This is a genomic window from Pseudomonas sp. EA_5y_Pfl2_R50, assembly GCF_963970475.1.
GTDB lineage: Bacteria > Pseudomonadota > Gammaproteobacteria > Pseudomonadales > Pseudomonadaceae > Aquipseudomonas.
The window spans coordinates 99,982-116,928 of record NZ_CAXAPT010000006.1 but is presented as its reverse complement, the minus strand read 5'-3'; the positions used below and the strand labels follow the sequence as shown (position 1 = coordinate 116,928).

Below are 16,947 nucleotides of genomic sequence, written 5' to 3'. Positions count from 1 at the left end.
TGGCCTGACACTCCGCGTTCGCGAGCAAGCCCGCTCCCACAGGGATTTGCGGTGTAGCGGTTAGCGCACGCTGCTGGTGAAGCGGCTTGCACCCAACAGCTCGAGGACGATGTCATCGCCCACGTTCAGCGGGCCGACGCCCACTGGCGTGCCGGTCAGGATCACGTCGCCAGCCTGCAGCGAGAAGCAGCCGGCCATGTGCTGGATCATCGGCACAATCGGGTTGAGCATCGCGCTGCTGTTACCGTCCTGGCGGACTTCGCCATTGATGGTCAGGCGAATGCCGATGTCCGTCAGATCAGCAAAGGTGCTGCCAACCACGAACGGCGCGATCACCGCTGCGCCGTCGAACGACTTGGCGATTTCCCACGGCAGGCCCTTGGCTTTCAGTTCGGCTTGCTTGTCCCGCAGGGTCAGGTCCAGTGCCGGGGCGAAACCGGAGATGGCGTCGAGCACCTCTTCCCGGCTCGGCTTGGTCGACAGTGGCTTGCCGATCAATACGGCGATTTCCGCTTCGTAGTGCACCGAGCCGCGTTCGGTCGGAATGCTGAAGCCGCCTTCCAGCGGCACCACGCAACTGCCCGGTTTGATGAACAGCAACGGCTCGGTAGGCACCGGGTTGTCCAGCTCCTTGGCGTGTTCGGCGTAATTGCGGCCAATGCACACGACTTTCCCGATCGGGAAGTGAATGCGCGTGCCGTCGACGTACTGGTGCTGATAGCTCATTTACCGACTCCTGCCTTCATTGATTCATCAAAGATTGCCGATCAAACCGCGAAAATCTTGCCCGGGTTCATGATGCCATTCGGGTCGAACACCGCTTTGACCGCCTTCATGTACTCGATTTCGACCGGCGAACGGCTGTAGGTCAAGTAATCACGCTTGGTCATGCCCACGCCGTGTTCGGCAGAGATCGAACCGTTGTACTTCTCGACGGTTTCGAACACCCACTTGTTGACGGTTGCACACTTGGCGAAGAACTCGTCCTTGCTCAGGTTATCCGGTTTGAGGATGTTCAAGTGCAGGTTGCCGTCGCCAATGTGGCCGAACCAGACGATTTCGAAGTCCGGGTAGTGTTTGCCGACGATGGCGTCGATTTCCTGCAGGAACGCCGGCACTTTCGACACAGTGACCGATATATCGTTCTTGTAGGGTGTCCAGTGCGAGATGGTCTCGGAGATGTACTCGCGCAGCTTCCACAGGTTCTGCAACTGGGTTTCGCTCTGGCTCATCACGCCATCCAGCACCCAGCCCTGTTCGACGCAGTGCTCGAAGGTTTCCAGCGCGCTGTTGGCCACTTCCTCCGTGGTCGCTTCGAATTCCAGCAACGCATAAAACGGGCAATCGGTTTCGAACGGCGCCGGCACGTCGCCACGGCCCAAGACTTTGGCCAAGGCCTTGTCGGAGAAGAATTCAAATGCGGTCAGGTCGAGCTTGCCCTGGAAGGCGTGGAGCACCGGCATGATCGAGTCGAAATCGGCGGTGCCGAGCACCATCGCGGTGAGGTTTTTCGGCGCGCGATCAAGGCGCATGGTCGCTTCGACGACGAAACCGAGGGTGCCCTCCGCGCCAATGAACAGTTGCCGCAGGTCGTAACCGGTGGCGTTCTTGATCAGGTCCTTGTTCAGTTCCAGCACATCGCCCTTGCCGGTGACGACTTTCATGCCGGCGACCCAGTTGCGGGTCATGCCGTAGCGAATCACCTTGATCCCGCCGGCATTGGTGCCGATATTGCCGCCAATCTGGCTGGAACCTGCCGAAGCGAAGTCGACCGGGTAGTACAGGCCTTTTTCTTCGGCGACGTTCTGCAAATGCTCGGTGACCACGCCTGGCTGACAAACGGCGGTGCGGTCGGTGAGGTTCACCTCGAGAATCTGGTTCATGTAGTCGAATGAGACAACCACTTCGCCATTGGCGGCCACCGCAGCAGCGGAAAGCCCGGTGCGCCCGCCCGATGGCACCAGAGCAACCTTGTGCGTATTGGCCCAGCGGACCACTGCCTGGACCTGTTCGATGGTCTTGGGAAACACGATGGCGCTGGGTGCCGGGGCGAAATGTTTGGTCCAGTCCTTGCCATACGCATTCAGGGAGTCGGCGTCGGTCAGGACCTTGCCAGGCTCGACCAGGGTCTTCAGTTCATCAATCAGGGCAGGATTGGTCATCGACAGAACTCTCGAACAATTCATGGTCATCCTGAGAACGCTTCACGTCGCAGGAATAGGTGTTTAGCGGGGCGGCTATGCTAGCATACCGACCCCGCAGGCCAGTGCCCAAGGCCAGTTCTGCGGTAACGGCTTTCCTGCCGTTTGGGTCAGCTCCAGGCTGCTCCCCTCCCTGCCATTTTTCTCCGGGATACAGGTTTACGCAGATGAGCAAGACTTCTCTCGATAAGAGCAAGATCAAGTTCCTTCTTCTCGAAGGCGTCCACCAATCGGCTGTCGACGTCCTCAAGGCGGCGGGCTACACCAGCATCGAATACCTGACAGGTTCCTTGCCGGAAGCCCAGCTCAAGGAAAAGATCGCTGACGCTCACTTCATCGGCATTCGTTCGCGCACCCAACTGACCGAAGAGATCTTCGATCACGCGAAGAAGCTGGTCGCGGTCGGCTGTTTCTGCATCGGCACCAACCAGGTTGACCTGAGTGCTGCCCGCGAGCGCGGTATCGCCGTGTTCAACGCGCCGTACTCCAACACCCGCTCCGTTGCCGAGCTGGTGCTGGCCGAAGCGATCCTGCTGCTGCGCGGCATCCCGGAGAAAAACGCTTCCTGCCACCGTGGCGGCTGGATCAAATCCGCAGCCAACTCCTTCGAGATCCGTGGCAAGAAACTGGGCATCGTCGGCTACGGCTCAATCGGTACTCAGCTGTCGGTTCTGGCGGAAGGTCTGGGCATGCAGGTGTTCTTCTACGACACCGTGACCAAGCTGCCACTGGGCAACGCCACTCAGGTCGGCAACCTGCACGAGCTGCTGGGCATGTCCGACATCGTCACCCTGCACGTTCCGGAAACCGCGGCGACTCAGTGGATGATCGGCGAGAAGGAAATCCGCGCGATCAAGAAGGGCGGCATTCTGATCAACGCGGCGCGCGGCACCGTGGTCGAGCTGGACGCCCTGGCGGACGCGATCAAGGACAAGCACCTGATCGGCGCGGCCATCGACGTATTCCCGGTGGAACCACGTTCCAACGACGAAGAGTTCGAAAGCCCGCTGCGTGGCCTCGACAACGTGATCCTGACCCCGCACATCGGCGGCTCGACCGCCGAAGCGCAAGCCAACATCGGTCTGGAAGTGGCTGAGAAACTGGTCAAGTACAGCGACAACGGTACTTCGGTTTCGTCGGTGAACTTCCCGGAAGTGGCCCTGCCGGCTCACCCTGGCAAGCACCGCCTGCTGCACATCCACGAGAACATCCCGGGTGTGATGAGCGAGATCAACAAGGTCTTCGCCGAAAACGGTATCAACATCTCCGGCCAGTTCCTGCAGACCAACGAAAAGGTTGGCTACGTGGTGATCGACGTCGATGCCGAGTATTCGGACCTGGCGCAAGAGAAGCTGCAGCACATCAACGGCACGATCCGTAGCCGGGTTCTTTTTTAAGAACGGCTACAAGCCTCAAGCTACAAGCGGCAAGTGATGTTCGCTTTTGCTCTAACTTGAGGCTTTCAGCTTGATGCTTGCAGCTTTAAAAAAAGGGAGCCCCCAGAGGGCTCCCTTTTTTTATTCGACGTTGACGGTGATTTTCTTCGAGACGATCGGCGGATCGAACGGCATGTGGCCGCTGTCGCCCAGTTCCAGTTGCAAGGTGTGCTTGCCCGGAGCGAGCTTGATGTCGGCCTGGGTCTGCGCCTTGCCGAAGTGCATGTGGTTGGCGTCGTTCGGGATCGGCGCGCCAGCGGCTGGCATCTTGTCGACGTCGATCAGCAAATGGTGGTGACCCGTGTTCTTGGTGACGTCACCGGCCGGAGCCAGCGCGACGTCCCTGGTCCCGAACTTGACGGTGAAGGTCTGCGAAACCGTGGCCCCGTCCTCGGGAGAAACGATGAACACTTCGGCGCCCTTTGGCGCCGGTGTTGCCGCACTGGCCAGCACCGAAACACCCATCAGCACACCGGCCAACGCTGCACGTGACATAAAGCTTTTCATTTTCTTCTCCAGTTTTTCCGTAAAATCCGCCTGATCATGACAACTTCATGACCATTCGTTGTCGAAGGCACTCGACAACCATAGCAAAGCGAGCCTGACTCAGAGCGTCGCGATAACGATTTCAAAGGAGTGACCATGCGCTTTTTGCCTGGCCTGATCTGCCTGCTTCCCCTTCTGAGCCCTGTGGTTCACGCCGAACTGATTGATGATGTCAACGACCGTGGCGAGCTGCGCATAGCCCTTGAGGCTAATACACCGCCCTTCAATTACAAGGACGCTGACAACAGACTCACGGGGTTCGAAGTCGAGCTTGGTCAGCTTCTCGCCAATGAGCTGGATGTGCGTGCCGACTTCATCGTCACGGACGAAGGCGATCTGCTCCAGGGCGTCGAAAGCGGCAAGTACGACGTCGCGCTCAACCACATAGCACTGACACCTGAACTCAAGGATCGTTTCGACGTCAGCGAGCCTTACGGCAAGGTCGATTCACAGTTGCTGGCAAAGAAAGATGAACAGCCGCGGCCGATGGTGTTGGTCCAGGCGTTGACTGAAGAGAAGCCGAAAGCGGCGCAGCCAGTGGAATTGACGATACCGTTTCAGAAGGGCAATCCGGCGTTCCAGGCCAGCCTTGCGAGCGCGATGCAGCGGATCAAGGCGGATGGGCGCCTGGCGGCGCTGACCGAGAAGTGGTTGAAGCCTTGAAAGCCCCTCACCCTAACCCTCTGCCAGAGGGAGAGGGCTGGGGTGAGGGCAACGATTCCGGATCAATCCAAAGCCGCCAGAGCTAGCGCAGCCTCAGTCAATTCAAGCTCACTGAAAACCTGCACACCATGGCGCCTGAGCAACGCGGCTGTTACGCCTTCACCGCTGACTTTGACACCACTGAACGTGCCGTCATAGGTCAGCAGGTTTCCGCACGACGGGCTGTTTGCCTTCAGCACCGCAATCCGAATGTCGTGCTTCTGCACCAGCGCCAGCGCCTGCCGTGCCCCGTCGAGAAACTGCGCACTGACATCCTCACCCTCGGTAGTGATGACCGCCGCGACGCCATCAAGCACTTCACCACCCTGCCCGCCCGGGATTTCCGCCGCCGCCCGTGGCGTCGGCAATCCTCCCGCGACCTCGGGACACAACGGCACCACCCGCCCCTCGGCGATCCACCGTTCAAGCAAATCAAACGGCCCGCTCGCGCCACCGTCGTAACGCACGCGGTGGCCCAACAGGCAGCGGCTGACCAGAATCTTTTCCATGATCAGAACGGCTCGTTGCCACGGCGACGGAACCAGCCGGTCAACGACAGGCGTTCGCGATTCGCCGGCAGGACTTCATGCGGCACTTCGCCGGAGAGAAATACCACCAGGCAGCCACCGGCAGGCTGCACGTCGTGGACACGCTCATCGCTCAGGTACATGCGCAACTGACCACCGTCCTCCGGCTGCCACGCGTCATTGAGGTAGACCACCGCCGAGACCATGCGCCGATCATCGTCGCGGAATCGGTCGACGTGCTTGCGATAGAACGCGCCGGGCGGGTACAGGGCGAAATGGCATTCGAAGTCTTCAAGACCGAGGAACAGACCACGGTTGAGTGCCTCGCGCAGGCAGTCCATCAGGCTCAGATAACGGTCGCTGGCCTCGGCCTGACCGGGGTCGATCCACTGAATATGGTCGCCACGAATCCCCTCGCGGATCTCCGAAAACGGTCCGCGCCCCACCGCCGCTGGCGCCAGTTCGCCCTCGGCCTCACGTTTGCGGCACTCGTCCGCCAACTCGCGGGTCAAACCGGCGGGCAGGAATAGGTTCTGCTGCGACCAGCCATGCTCGGCGAGGTCGTCGACAATGCGTAACAGCAGTGGGTGTTCAGAGGATATTTGCATGGCGCGCATAGTATGTCGGCGGCAAGAAATCCGACAGAGCCACGCGGCGGCTCGCTACGAATTCTCGACAAGTACCGGCACCGCACGGAGAATAGTCCGCTGCTGACAGGAGTCCCTATGCGCCGTTTGCTTTTTTCACTGTTGATGTTCTGCGTTTTGCCCGCCTGGGCGGACGGCCACGATCAGTTGTACAAGGTCGCCGGCTGGCCAGATCAACGTGCGCATTTCAACGATGCCCTGAGTGCTGCGCAGCAGCGCTATCAGAACAGCCTGCCGCCCGCCGTTTTCCAGGCTTTGGTCAACAACAGCAACCAGCGCTTCGCCCCGCAGGCGATGGACCAGCGCGCCGAAGCGCAATTGCGTCAGCACCTCGCCGATCCAAAACCGGCCCTGACCTTCTTCCAGTCGCCGCTGGGCAGGAAAATCGTCGCCGCCGAATTGCTGGCGACGCGTCGCGATCAACTGGCGAAGAACGCCAAGGGCCTGCCGAAGATGCAGGTCAGCGACAGCCGCCTGCTGATCATCGGCCACCTTGCTCAGGCGCTGCCGGCCCGTGAGGCTGGCGCCGAAGTCAGTCTGGCGATTGCCGGCGTCGCGGCGGACAGTCTGAGTTCGATGATCCCCGGCCTGCTCGGTGGTGGTCAGGCGCAAGGCATGTTGAACGGTCAGCGCCAACGCCTGATGGAGCAGATTGGCGCAGACCTCAACAACACCCTGCTCTACGTCTATCGCGATCTGTCGGATGAAGAGCTGGAAGAATTTGCGACGTTCGCCGAATCGGCGGAAGGCAAGGCTTATTATCAGGCGGCACTGGCGGCGATTCGCGCAGGACTGGCGGTCGGGCAATGATCTTCAGCGCCTGACCGACCGCCTTCTCGAGCAAGCCCGCTGCCACAGAGAGTTCGGGATGCTCACACATTTTGTGTCCATTGAAGACCCAGTGTGGGAGCGGGCTTGCTCGCGAAGAGGCCCTCCAACGCGCTAGAGATTCCGGCCCCTGATCCGCTTGCTCAGGAACTCGAAATACTCCTCGCGCATCTGCGCCGTCTCATTCGCCAGATGATGCCGCGCCTCGGCCAGCAGCAGAATCTGCGGTCGATCAAACTTCCACTTCAACACCTGCAGATTGTGCTGCCAGTCCACGGTCATGTCCGCCTGCCCCTGAATGATCAGTGGCCGCCGCGGACTTTTTTTCGCGTGCTCAACGCGAATGATCCAGCGCGACAACGCCCCGACCCATTGCGTGGGCAAGCGCCGCGGCTGTAACGGATCGGTCTGAAGAAACGGCAGAAAATCCGGATCGTTGGAGTTCTCGCTGAAGCGGCGCGCGACGCCTCTGACAAAAGGCCTGAGCAAGTAATAGCTCAATTGCGACCAGCCCCACGCCCGTGGCCGTACCAACGGTGCGAGCAAAATCACCTGCCCCTGCGCCGGGCTGTTTTGCGCATGGTTGAGCAGGTGATCGACCACAATCGCCCCGCCAGTGCTCTGTCCACACAAGTGCCACGGCTGCGGCAGCGCGATCGATTGCGCCTCGGCGAACAAGGCTTGCAGAACGTCCTGGTATTCCGAGAAATCGCGGATGCTCGCCCGGGGACCGCTCGACAAACCATGCCCCGGCAAGTCGCAGGCGATCACGGCAAAATCCTGATCCAGCGCCCACTCGATCACATGCCGATACAGCCCGGTGTGATCGTAGTAGCCGTGCAGCAAAAACAGCGTCGCCTTGACCTTCTCCGGCCACCAGCAATGGCTGACCAGTTCATAGCCATCGACTTCGAAACGGCCCATGCCACGCCAGACATCACGCTCGGGAAAATCGGTCTGGTAAAAGCGTTGATAAGCCTTGGCCTCGTCCGACAACGGCTGCCACTCGGCCAAAGGCTTGAGGCTGGCGCGGATTTGATCGGGGTCGAAAGTGGCAGGCATGCGCGAATTCCAAAACGGTAAACAGACTTTATCGGCCTGCGATATTCATCTGTCGGAGCAAGCATGGCAAGCTAGCCCGCCTCTGAGGAACCAAATCCATGCGTTCGCCCTACCGCACTGCACTGTTTGCCAGCCTGCTCGCGCTTGTATGCGCCGGGGTGCTGTGGGCCGCGTACAATTGGTTTCAGGGGCGTTATCTGCGCGCGTTCAGCGAACACACCGCAGTGTTTTCCGGCGATCCGCTGCGCCTGCCGAACGATCTCGCCGGCCCCGGCAATATTCGTCTTGTGCACTTCTGGGACCCGGCCTGCCCCTGCAACGTCGGCAATCAACAGCACCTCACCGAGATGGTCGAGCAATTCAGCGCCAAGGGCGTCGAGTTCTTCGCCGTGCAGAAAACCGGCAGCCACGGCCAGTTGCCCGCCACCCTCGGCCGCCTGAAAACCATCCCCGTGCTGCCCGGTTCCGAACAGGTCCCCGCCAGCCCCGCCGTGGCGATCTGGGACCGCAGCGGCAAACTGGCGTATTTCGGCCCGTACAGCGAAGGCCTGACCTGCAACTCCAGCAACAGCTTCATCGAACCGATTCTCAACGCCCTGACGGATGATCGCCCGGTCAACGCCACGCACACCCTGGCGGTCGGCTGTTACTGCCCGTGGCCGGTGGAGGCGAAGTAAGGCATTCCGGACTTTTCAAAGACAGCACTGCACGACACGGAAGGTCTGTGCTAATTGTTTGCAGCCCGACGGGCGGCAATCCCGCATGCACAAGGAGTCACCATGAAACGCGTGTTCACCGCTCTTGCCCTGCTCATCGTTGTCCTGCTCGGCGCAGGCGGCTGGTACGTCTACAGCAAGCAGCCAACGCGACAGGGCCAGGTCGAACTGCGCAACCTGCAAGGTTCGGTGACCGTGCGCTACGACGAACGCGGCGTGCCGCACATTCGCGCCGAGAACGAAACCGACCTCTACCGCGCCCTCGGCTACGTGCACGCCCAGGATCGCCTGTTCCAGATGGAAGCCATGCGCCGTCTCGCCCGTGGCGAACTGGCCGAAGTGCTCGGGCCGAAACTGCTCGACACCGACAAACTGTTCCGCAGCCTGCGCATCCGCGAACGCGCCGCCAGTTACGTCGCCGGCCTCGATAAACAGTCGCCGGCATGGAAGGCTCTGCAAGCCTATCTGGACGGCATCAACCAATATCAGGACACGCACGCCGCCCCGGTGGAGTTCGACGTGCTGGGCATCCCCAAACGGCCGTTCACCGCTGAAGACAGCATCAGCGTCTCCGGCTACATGGCGTACAGCTTTGCTGCGGCGTTTCGCACCGAACCGCTGCTGACTTACGTGCGCGATCAATTGGGCGCCGATTACCTCAACGTCTTCGACCTCGACTGGCAACCCAAAGGCGTGCTGGTCAACAGTCACGCCAAGCAGGCGCCAGCGCTCGCCGCCGGCGACTGGCACGACCTCAACGCCCTCGCCCGCCTCAGCGAACAGACGCTGCCAGACAACGGCCTGCCGCAGTTCGAAGGCAGCAATGCCTGGGTGATTGCCGGCAGCCGCAGCCAGAGCGGCAAACCGCTGCTGGCCGGCGACCCGCACATTCGTTTCTCAGTGCCGTCGGTGTGGTACGAAGCACAGCTGTCGGCGCCTGGATTCGAATTGTACGGCCATCATCAGGCGCTGGTGCCCTTCGCCTTCCTCGGCCACAACCTCGATTTCGGCTGGAGCCTGACCATGTTCCAGAACGACGATCTGGACCTGATTGCCGAGAAGGTCAATCCGGATAACCCGAATCAGGTCTGGTATCACGGCCAGTGGACGGACATGGTCGTCACCGAGCAGCAGATCAATGTGAAGGGCCAGCCCCCGGTGACGGTCACCCTGCGCCAATCGCCTCACGGCCCCATCGTCAACGACGCGCTGGGTACTGCCGCCGGGAAAACCCCGATTGCAATGTGGTGGGCGTTTCTCGAAACGCCGAACCCGATCCTCGAAGGCTTCTACCAGCTCAACCGCGCCGACACATTGGCCAAGGCCCGCGCCGCCGCTGCGAAAGTCCAGGCACCGGGCCTCAACCTGGTTTACGCCAACGCCAAGGGTGACATCGCCTGGTGGGCCTCGGCGTTGCTGCCCAAGCGCCCGGCCGGGGTCAGACCGGAGTTCATTCTCGACGGCAGCAGCCGCCAGGCGGACAAGGACGGTTTCTACCCGTTCAGCGCCAACCCGCAGGAAGAAAACCCGGCGCGCGGCTACATCGTCTCGGCCAACTTCCAGCCGCTCTCACCGACCGGCATGGAGATTCCCGGTTACTACAACCTCGCCGATCGCGGCCAACAGCTCAACCGGCAGCTCAGCGACAAAAACGTGAAGTGGACCAATGAAGCCAACCAGAAACTGCAATTGGGCACGGCGACCGGTTATGGCCCGCGCGTGCTGGCGCCATTGCTGCCGGTGTTGCGTGAGGTGGTCAGCGATCCGGCGCAACTGAAACTGGTCGAGCAACTGGCGCAGTGGCCGGGCGACTATCCGCTGGATTCAGTCAGCGCGACGGTGTTCAACCAGTTCCTCTACGACCTGGCCGATGCGGCGATGCGTGATGAGTTGGGCAATGACTTCTTCGACACATTACTGTCGACACGGGTGATCGATGCAGCGCTGCCGAAATTGGCGGCGAATGCCGATTCGCCGTGGTGGGACAACCGCAGCACGCCGAACAAGGAGACCCGCGCCGATATCGTCCGCGCCGCGTGGCAGGCAAGCCTGCAGCACTTGAAGCTGACCCTCGGCGATAACGCTGTCGAGTGGAAGTGGGGCGCGGCGCATACCCTGACCCACGGGCACCCGCTGGGACAGCAGAAGCCGCTGGAGCGGATTTTCAACGTCGGGCCGTTTGCGGCGCCGGGCAGTCATGAAGTACCGAACAACCTGTCGGCGAAAATCGGCCCGGCGCCATGGCCGGTAACTTACGGACCTTCGACGCGGCGGCTGGTGGATTTTGCAGATCCGGCACACGCCCTGACGATCAACCCGGTCGGCCAGAGCGGCGTGCCGTTCGACAGTCACTATGACGATCAGGCTGAAGCGTATGTCGACGGGATGTATGTGCAAGCGCACTTCAATGCAGAAGAAGTGACGGCGAATACGCGCAGTACCTTGAAGCTGTTGCCGATGCGGGCTGCTCAGTAGTTTTGCGCTGATTGGCGCTGACCTCATCGCAGGCAAGTCCGCTCCCACAGCTTTCGCCGGTGCTCACATGATTTGTGATCGACGCAAAATCATGTGGGAGCGGGCTTGCTCGCGAATAGGGTGTGCCAGGCAACACTTCAGTCGACTGACACCCCGTATTCGCGAGCAAGCCCGCTCCCACCTTTGATGTGTGGTGGCCTCAAGACTGAGGCCAACCCGGTAGTGCTTACGCCCCTTCCGGCGCCGGTGCGCGGCGCACGTCCGGTTGCTTCCACGAATCGGCGGCGCTTTCTTCGATGGCTTGCTGGATGGCTTTCTTGCGGGCTTCTTCGGCACGGCGACTGAAGAACCAGACCATGAAGGTCACAATCGACACCGCCAGCAGAATCAGGCTCGCCACGGCGTTGATCTCAGGTTTCACGCCCAGACGCACCGCCGAGAACACTTCCATTGGCAGGGTCGTGGAGCCCGGGCCGGAGACGAAGCTCGCCAGCACCAGGTCATCCAGCGACAGCGCGAACGACATCATGCCGCCCGCCGCCAGCGACGGCGCGATCATCGGGATGGTGATCAGGAAGAACACCTTCCACGGCCGTGCTCCGAGGTCCATCGCCGCCTCTTCAATCGACAGGTCGAGCTCACGCAGACGTGCCGACACCACCACCGCCACATACGCCGCACAGAACGTGGTGTGGGCGATCCAGATGGTGACGATGCCACGCTCCTGCGGCCAGCCGATCATCTGCGCCATCGCCACGAACAGCAGCAACAGCGACAGACCGGTGATCACTTCCGGCATTACCAACGGCGCCGTCACCAGGCCGCCGAACAGCGTGCGGCCCTTGAAGCGGGTGATGCGGGTCAGCACGAATGCCGCCAGTGTACCCAGCGCCACTGCAGCCACCGCGGTGTAGCAGGCGATTTCCAGCGAGCGCAGCACCGAGCCCATCAGTTGCGTATTGTCGAGCAGGCCGACATACCACTTGATCGACCAACCACCCCACACCGTTACCAGTTTCGAGGCGTTGAACGAGTAGATCACCAGGATCAGCATCGGCAGGTAGATGAACAACAGACCGATGACCAGCATCAGGCTGGAGAAACGAATGCGCTTCATTCTTTGCCCTCCATTTCCTTGGCCTGACTACGGTTGAACAGAATGATCGGCACAATCAGGATCGCCAGCATCACCACCGCCAGCGCGGACGCCACCGGCCAGTCACGGTTGTTGAAGAACTCTTGCCAGAGCACTTTACCGATCATCAGGGTTTCCGGGCCGCCGAGCAGTTCCGGAATCACGAACTCGCCCACCACCGGGATGAACACCAGCATGCAGCCGGCGATGATGCCGTTTTTGGACAGTGGAATGGTGATTTTCCAGAAGCTGTTGAAGGTGCTCGAGCCAAGGTCGGAAGCCGCCTCCAGCAGACTGTGATCGTGCTTCACCAGATTGGCGTACAGCGGCAGGATCATGAACGGCAGGTACGAGTAGACGACGCCAATGTACACCGCGAGGTTGGTGTTGAGGATCTGCAGCGGCTCGTCGATCAGACCCATGCTCATCAGGAAGCCGTTGAGCAACCCGTTGTTGCTGAGAATGCCCATCCACGCGTAGACGCGGATCAGGATCGCGGTCCAGGTCGGCATCATGATCAGCAGCACCAGCACCGTTTGCAGCTCTTTACGGGCGGTGGCGATGGCGTAGGCCATCGGGTAGCCGATCAGCAGGCACAACAGCGTGCTGATAAATGCCATCTTCAACGAGCCGAGGTAAGCGGCGATGTACAACTCGTCGCCGGCCAGCAGCGCGTAATTGCCCAGGTTCAGCAGCAGTTGCAGCTTCTGCTCGGCGTAGGTGTAGATCTCGGTGTATGGCGGGATGGCCACGTCGGCTTCGGCGAAGCTGATCTTCAGAACGATGAAGAACGGCAACATGAAGAACAGGAACAGCCAGATGAACGGGACCCCGATGACCAACTGCCGGCCATTGGGGATTATCCGGTTGATGCGGCGTTTGAATTTGCGCATGTTCATGAGCGAAGTACCACGCCGCTGTCGTCTTCCCACCACACGTAGACCTGATCGCCCCAGGTCGGACGTGCGCCACGGCGCTCGGCGTTGGCAACGAAGGACTGCACCAGCTTGCCGCTCGGCAATTCAACGTAGAACACCGAGTGACCGCCGAGGTAGGCGATGTCGTGGACTTTGCCGCTCGACCAGTTGTATTCGCAGGTCGGTTGATCGGCGGTGACCAGCAGCTTCTCCGGACGAATCGCGTAGGTGACCGATTTGTCCTGCACCGAGGTACTGATGCCGTGGCCGACGTAGATCTGCCGGTCGAGGTCCTTGCAGGTGATGGTCGCGTGGCCTTCGGCATCGTCAATCACTTCGCCTTCGAAGATGTTCACGTTGCCGATGAACTCGCAGACCAGGCGGCTGGTAGGGGTTTCGTAGATGTCGATCGGGCTGCCGATCTGCGCGATCCAGCCCAGGTGCATGATCGCGATGCGCTCGGCCATGGTCATGGCCTCTTCCTGATCGTGCGTCACCATCACGCAGGTCACGCCGACGCGCTCGATGATCTCGACCAGCTCCAGCTGCATCTGCGAACGCAGTTTCTTGTCCAGTGCGCCCATCGGTTCGTCGAGCAGCAACAGCTTCGGCCGCTTGGCCAGCGAACGGGCGAGCGCCACACGCTGACGCTGACCACCGGACAGTTGATGCGGCTTGCGCTTGGCGTACTGGCTCATCTGCACCAGCTTGAGCATTTCAGCCACGCGGGCGTCGACTTCAGCCGCCGGAATCTTGTCCTGCTTGAGGCCGAAGGCGATGTTCTGCGCCACGGTCATGTGCGGGAACAAGGCGTAAGACTGGAACATCATGTTGATCGGTCGTTCATACGGCGGCATGTCGGTAATGTCGACGCCGTCGAGAAAAATGCGCCCCTCCGTGGGCCGTTCGAACCCTGCCAGCATCCGCAGCAGAGTGGATTTGCCCGATCCCGAACCGCCGAGCAGGGCGAAAATCTCGCCCTTCTTGATTTCCAGGGACACATCGTCCACGGCAATCGTCTCGTCGAACTTCTTCGTGACCCGGTCGATTTTGACCAGCACCTGTTTAGGTGTCTGGTCGCCCTCGAGGGCTTTCTTATAGGCGCCGGAGGCAACTGCCATTTACGAAACTCCCAGAAAAAAAAGAGTGCAGTTCGCCCCGCAAGACGAACCCAGATAGTGTGTGCCTTACATTCCCGACTTGACCTTGGTCCAGCTGCGGGTCATCAGACGCTGAATATTCGGTGGCAACTCGGTCGATACGTAGGCCTTGTCGATGACGGCCTGCGGTGGATACACCGACGCATCGGTACGGATTGACTGCTCCATCAGTTTGTCCGACCCCGGGTTGGGATTGGCGTAACCGACGTAATCACTGACCTGGGCAATTACCTCAGGTTTCAGCAGATAGTTGATGAAGGCATGAGCCTGCTTCACGTTCGACGAGTCCTTCGGAATCGCCAGCATGTCGAACCACAGCGCACCGCCCTCCTTGGGCACCGAATAGGCGATGTTCACGCCCTTCTTGGCTTCGGCTGCGCGGTTCTTCGCCTGGAAGATATCGCCAGAAAAACCGATGGCTACACAGATATCGCCGTTGGCCAGATCACCGATGTATTTCGAAGAATGGAAGTAGGTCACGTAAGGGCGCACCGCGAGCAACTTGTCGGTGGCTTTTTCATAGTCCTTCGGGTTGGTGCTATTGGCATTCAGGCCCAGATAGTTGAGCATCGTCGGCATCATTTCATCAGCCGAATCGAGGAACGCCACACCGCAGCTCTGCAGCTTCTTGATGTTCTCGGGCTCGAACAACACACCCCAGGAATCGATCTTGTCGATGCCCAGCACGGCTTTGACTTTATCGACGTTGTAACCAATGCCGTTGGTGCCCCACAGATACGGGACGGCGTACAGGTTGCCAGGGTCGTTTTGCTCCAGACGCTTGAGCAGCGCCGGGTCGAGATTGGAATAATTTGGCAGCTGCGACTTGTCGAGCTTCTGGAACGCGCCCGCCTTGATCTGTTTGCCAAGGAAGTGGTTTGACGGCACGACCACGTCGTAGCCGGTACGCCCGGCCAGCAGTTTGCCTTCCAGGGTCTCGTTGGAGTCGAAGACGTCGTAGACCGGTTTGATCCCGGTGGCCTTCTCGAAGTCGGCCAGGGTGCTCTCGCCGATGTAATCGGACCAGTTATAAATATGCACCGTACCGGCGGCTTGGGCTCCGACAGCAATCGTCAGGCCGGCAGTGGCCAGCAGGGCTTTGCGCAAAGAAGAAAAAATAGGCAAGTGGAGGTCCTCTAAATTAGTTGGGCCCAAGTTACCCGCGCTGCATGACAGCCATGGCTGCCCGGCAACAAACCGGCGCGCAACTTACCCTCGAAAAACCGTTCCTGCAAAACTTCCTGTCATTTAATTAATCCACTGACCGCCCTCGCGGGGAATGACGGCCAGTGGTTGTTGCCTCAAACCGGGTTATTTACCGGATTTGATCTTGGTCCAGCTGCGCGTGATCAAACGCAAGGTCGCTGCGTCCAGATCGCTGATCGCATAGAGCTGCTTCTTCACTTCGGCCGATGGGTAGATGCTCGGATCGCTGGTGATGTCTTTGTCCACCAGTGCCGTGGCAGCTTTGTTACCGTTCGGGAAACGCACGGCATTGGTGATGCCGGCCATGACTTGCGGTTCAAGCAGGTAGTTCATGAACTTGTAGGCGGCTTCGACGTTTTCGGCATCCTTGGGAATGGCGACCATGTCGTAGAACGTGCCGGCGCCTTCTTTCGGAATGGTGTAGTCCAGCTTGACCTTGTCACCGGCTTCCTGCGCGCGGGTCTTGGATTGTTCCAGGTCACCCGAGTAACCGACGGCGACGCAGATGTTGCCGTTGGCCAGGTCCGAGATGTACTTGGATGAGTGGAAGTAAGCCACCGAAGGACGAATCTTCAGGAACAGGTCTTCGGCGGCCTTCAGGTCAGCCTTGTCCTTGCTGTTGGTCGGTTTGCCCAGATAGTGCAACGCCGCCGGAATCATTTCGGTCGGTGCGTCGAGGAAGCTTACGCCGCAGCTTTTGAGCTTCTCGATGTTTTCAGGCTTGAATACCACGTCCCAGGAATCGATCTTGTCGATGCCCAGCGCTGCCTTGACCTTGGCCGGGTTGTAGCCGATGCCGATCGAGCCCCACATGTACGGGAACGCGTGCTTGTTGCCTTGGTCGCTGGCATCGCCAACAGCCTTGAGCAGGTCTTCGTCGAGGTTCTTCCAGTTCGTCAGCTTGGACTTGTCCAGCTCCTGGTAAACACCGGCCTTGATCTGCTTGGCGAGGAAGTTATTGGAAGGCACTACAATGTCGTAACCGGACTTGCCGGCCAGCAGCTTGGCTTCCAGGGTTTCGTTACTGTCGAAGACGTCGTAGACGACTTTGATCCCGGTGGCTTTTTCGAAGTTGGCCACGGTGTCCGGGGCGATGTAGTCGGACCAGTTGTAGACGTGCAGTACCTTGTCGTCCGCCTGAACCGCACCCGCCATCATGCCCGCCACGGACAGCGCGAGAAGTGTCTTGCCAGCAAGCTTTTTACCTAATGCCTTCATGCGTCATGCTCCAAATTTTTCTTTTTTGAACCACTTTGTTCAGCGGCCGAACCCGGACAACTGGAACCGCGGCTAGTCTGGCAAGATCCGAGCCGGTCTTTCAAGAAAAGACCGGCCTTTCTGACAGCTTTGAGCGAAAGCGCCGCAGCTTCTCCCGCTCAGAGCCTAGCA

The 16,947-nt window shown here is 60.1% G+C and carries 16 protein-coding genes; 5 read left to right on the top strand and 11 right to left on the bottom strand.

The window, feature by feature from the left end:
* Positions 1-60: 60 nt before the first annotated feature.
* Together AACY19_RS12290 and AACY19_RS12285 are read right to left on the bottom strand one after the other, a co-directional pair.
* Complete coding sequence (locus AACY19_RS12290; RefSeq protein ID WP_339450483.1) at positions 61-726, bottom strand: fumarylacetoacetate hydrolase family protein; 666 nt, start codon at positions 724-726, stop codon at positions 61-63.
* Between the two features lie 41 nt (positions 727-767).
* Positions 768-2,162: an FAD-binding oxidoreductase gene (locus AACY19_RS12285; RefSeq protein ID WP_339450482.1), complete on the bottom strand. Its 1,395-nt coding sequence runs from the start codon at positions 2,160-2,162 to the stop codon at positions 768-770.
* A 206-nt stretch (positions 2,163-2,368) separates the two neighbouring features.
* Here AACY19_RS12285 and serA point away from each other — a divergent pair, with 206 nt between their 5' ends.
* Complete coding sequence (gene serA / locus AACY19_RS12280) at positions 2,369-3,598, top strand: phosphoglycerate dehydrogenase (protein ID WP_064116317.1); 1,230 nt, start codon at positions 2,369-2,371, stop codon at positions 3,596-3,598.
* Positions 3,599-3,718: 120 nt separating this feature from the next.
* Here serA and AACY19_RS12275 read toward each other — a convergent pair whose 3' ends face one another.
* Entirely contained in the window at positions 3,719-4,144 is a 426-nt protein-coding gene (locus tag AACY19_RS12275; RefSeq protein WP_339450481.1) for a DUF4399 domain-containing protein, read from the bottom strand.
* Positions 4,145-4,279: 135 nt separating this feature from the next.
* Here AACY19_RS12275 and AACY19_RS12270 point away from each other — a divergent pair, with 135 nt between their 5' ends.
* A complete protein-coding gene (locus tag AACY19_RS12270) occupies positions 4,280-4,846 on the top strand; it encodes a transporter substrate-binding domain-containing protein (RefSeq protein WP_339450480.1) in 567 nt (188 codons plus the stop codon).
* A 62-nt stretch (positions 4,847-4,908) separates the two neighbouring features.
* Here the strand turns inward: AACY19_RS12270 and AACY19_RS12265 are convergent, their stop codons facing one another.
* Both AACY19_RS12265 and AACY19_RS12260 read right to left on the bottom strand, forming a co-directional pair.
* The gene (locus AACY19_RS12265; protein WP_339450479.1) at positions 4,909-5,394 is read right to left on the bottom strand and encodes a DUF523 domain-containing protein; all 486 of its coding nucleotides are present in this window, start codon (positions 5,392-5,394) and stop codon (positions 4,909-4,911) included.
* Positions 5,395-5,396: 2 nt separating this feature from the next.
* Complete coding sequence (locus AACY19_RS12260; RefSeq protein ID WP_339450478.1) at positions 5,397-6,029, bottom strand: 2OG-Fe(II) oxygenase; 633 nt, start codon at positions 6,027-6,029, stop codon at positions 5,397-5,399.
* A 108-nt stretch (positions 6,030-6,137) separates the two neighbouring features.
* Here AACY19_RS12260 and AACY19_RS12255 point away from each other — a divergent pair, with 108 nt between their 5' ends.
* On the top strand, positions 6,138-6,869 hold the full coding sequence (locus AACY19_RS12255) for a DUF2059 domain-containing protein (protein WP_339450477.1): 732 nt from the start codon (positions 6,138-6,140) through the stop codon (positions 6,867-6,869).
* Between the two features lie 132 nt (positions 6,870-7,001).
* Here AACY19_RS12255 and AACY19_RS12250 read toward each other — a convergent pair whose 3' ends face one another.
* Positions 7,002-7,949 (bottom strand): alpha/beta hydrolase, encoded by a 948-nt coding sequence (locus AACY19_RS12250; protein ID WP_339450476.1) that lies wholly within the window; start codon positions 7,947-7,949, stop codon positions 7,002-7,004.
* Between the two features lie 98 nt (positions 7,950-8,047).
* Here AACY19_RS12250 and AACY19_RS12245 point away from each other — a divergent pair, with 98 nt between their 5' ends.
* Positions 8,048-8,626 carry a DUF6436 domain-containing protein gene (locus tag AACY19_RS12245; protein ID WP_339450475.1) on the top strand — a complete coding sequence of 193 codons (579 nt, stop codon included), beginning with the start codon at positions 8,048-8,050 and terminating at the stop codon, positions 8,624-8,626.
* A 102-nt stretch (positions 8,627-8,728) separates the two neighbouring features.
* The gene (locus AACY19_RS12240) at positions 8,729-11,140 is read left to right on the top strand and encodes a penicillin acylase family protein (protein ID WP_339450474.1); all 2,412 of its coding nucleotides are present in this window, start codon (positions 8,729-8,731) and stop codon (positions 11,138-11,140) included.
* Positions 11,141-11,366: 226 nt separating this feature from the next.
* Here AACY19_RS12240 and AACY19_RS12235 read toward each other — a convergent pair whose 3' ends face one another.
* From AACY19_RS12235 to AACY19_RS12215, 5 genes are all read right to left on the bottom strand, one after another.
* On the bottom strand, positions 11,367-12,257 hold the full coding sequence (locus AACY19_RS12235; protein ID WP_339450473.1) for an ABC transporter permease subunit: 891 nt from the start codon (positions 12,255-12,257) through the stop codon (positions 11,367-11,369).
* Positions 12,254-13,135: an ABC transporter permease subunit gene (locus AACY19_RS12230; RefSeq protein WP_339450860.1), complete on the bottom strand. Its 882-nt coding sequence runs from the start codon at positions 13,133-13,135 to the stop codon at positions 12,254-12,256. The genes AACY19_RS12235 and AACY19_RS12230 overlap by 4 nt, the downstream gene beginning before the upstream one ends.
* Before the next feature lie 35 nt (positions 13,136-13,170).
* Entirely contained in the window at positions 13,171-14,313 is a 1,143-nt protein-coding gene (locus AACY19_RS12225; protein ID WP_007913856.1) for an ABC transporter ATP-binding protein, read from the bottom strand.
* A gap of 66 nt (positions 14,314-14,379) precedes the next feature.
* A complete protein-coding gene (locus AACY19_RS12220) occupies positions 14,380-15,477 on the bottom strand; it encodes a polyamine ABC transporter substrate-binding protein (RefSeq protein ID WP_339450472.1) in 1,098 nt (365 codons plus the stop codon).
* A 186-nt stretch (positions 15,478-15,663) separates the two neighbouring features.
* Positions 15,664-16,776 carry a polyamine ABC transporter substrate-binding protein gene (locus tag AACY19_RS12215; RefSeq protein ID WP_339450471.1) on the bottom strand — a complete coding sequence of 371 codons (1,113 nt, stop codon included), beginning with the start codon at positions 16,774-16,776 and terminating at the stop codon, positions 15,664-15,666.
* Positions 16,777-16,947 lie beyond the last annotated feature (171 nt).

Excerpts from the sequence above, each read along its gene's own strand:
- AACY19_RS12290 (WP_339450483.1), bottom strand. The coding sequence starts at position 726 with ATGAGCTATCAGCACCAGTACGTCGACGGCACGCGCATTCACTTCCCG.
- AACY19_RS12285 (WP_339450482.1), bottom strand. The coding sequence starts at position 2,162 with ATGACCAATCCTGCCCTGATTGATGAACTGAAGACCCTGGTCGAGCCT.
- serA (WP_064116317.1), top strand. The coding sequence starts at position 2,369 with ATGAGCAAGACTTCTCTCGATAAGAGCAAGATCAAGTTCCTTCTTCTC.
- AACY19_RS12275 (WP_339450481.1), bottom strand. The coding sequence starts at position 4,144 with ATGAAAAGCTTTATGTCACGTGCAGCGTTGGCCGGTGTGCTGATGGGT.
- AACY19_RS12270 (WP_339450480.1), top strand. The coding sequence starts at position 4,280 with ATGCGCTTTTTGCCTGGCCTGATCTGCCTGCTTCCCCTTCTGAGCCCT.
- AACY19_RS12265 (WP_339450479.1), bottom strand. The coding sequence starts at position 5,394 with ATGGAAAAGATTCTGGTCAGCCGCTGCCTGTTGGGCCACCGCGTGCGT.
- AACY19_RS12260 (WP_339450478.1), bottom strand. The coding sequence starts at position 6,029 with ATGCGCGCCATGCAAATATCCTCTGAACACCCACTGCTGTTACGCATT.
- AACY19_RS12255 (WP_339450477.1), top strand. The coding sequence starts at position 6,138 with ATGCGCCGTTTGCTTTTTTCACTGTTGATGTTCTGCGTTTTGCCCGCC.
- AACY19_RS12250 (WP_339450476.1), bottom strand. The coding sequence starts at position 7,949 with ATGCCTGCCACTTTCGACCCCGATCAAATCCGCGCCAGCCTCAAGCCT.
- AACY19_RS12245 (WP_339450475.1), top strand. The coding sequence starts at position 8,048 with ATGCGTTCGCCCTACCGCACTGCACTGTTTGCCAGCCTGCTCGCGCTT.
- AACY19_RS12240 (WP_339450474.1), top strand. The coding sequence starts at position 8,729 with ATGAAACGCGTGTTCACCGCTCTTGCCCTGCTCATCGTTGTCCTGCTC.
- AACY19_RS12235 (WP_339450473.1), bottom strand. The coding sequence starts at position 12,257 with ATGAAGCGCATTCGTTTCTCCAGCCTGATGCTGGTCATCGGTCTGTTG.
- AACY19_RS12225 (WP_007913856.1), bottom strand. The coding sequence starts at position 14,313 with ATGGCAGTTGCCTCCGGCGCCTATAAGAAAGCCCTCGAGGGCGACCAG.
- AACY19_RS12215 (WP_339450471.1), bottom strand. The coding sequence starts at position 16,776 with ATGAAGGCATTAGGTAAAAAGCTTGCTGGCAAGACACTTCTCGCGCTG.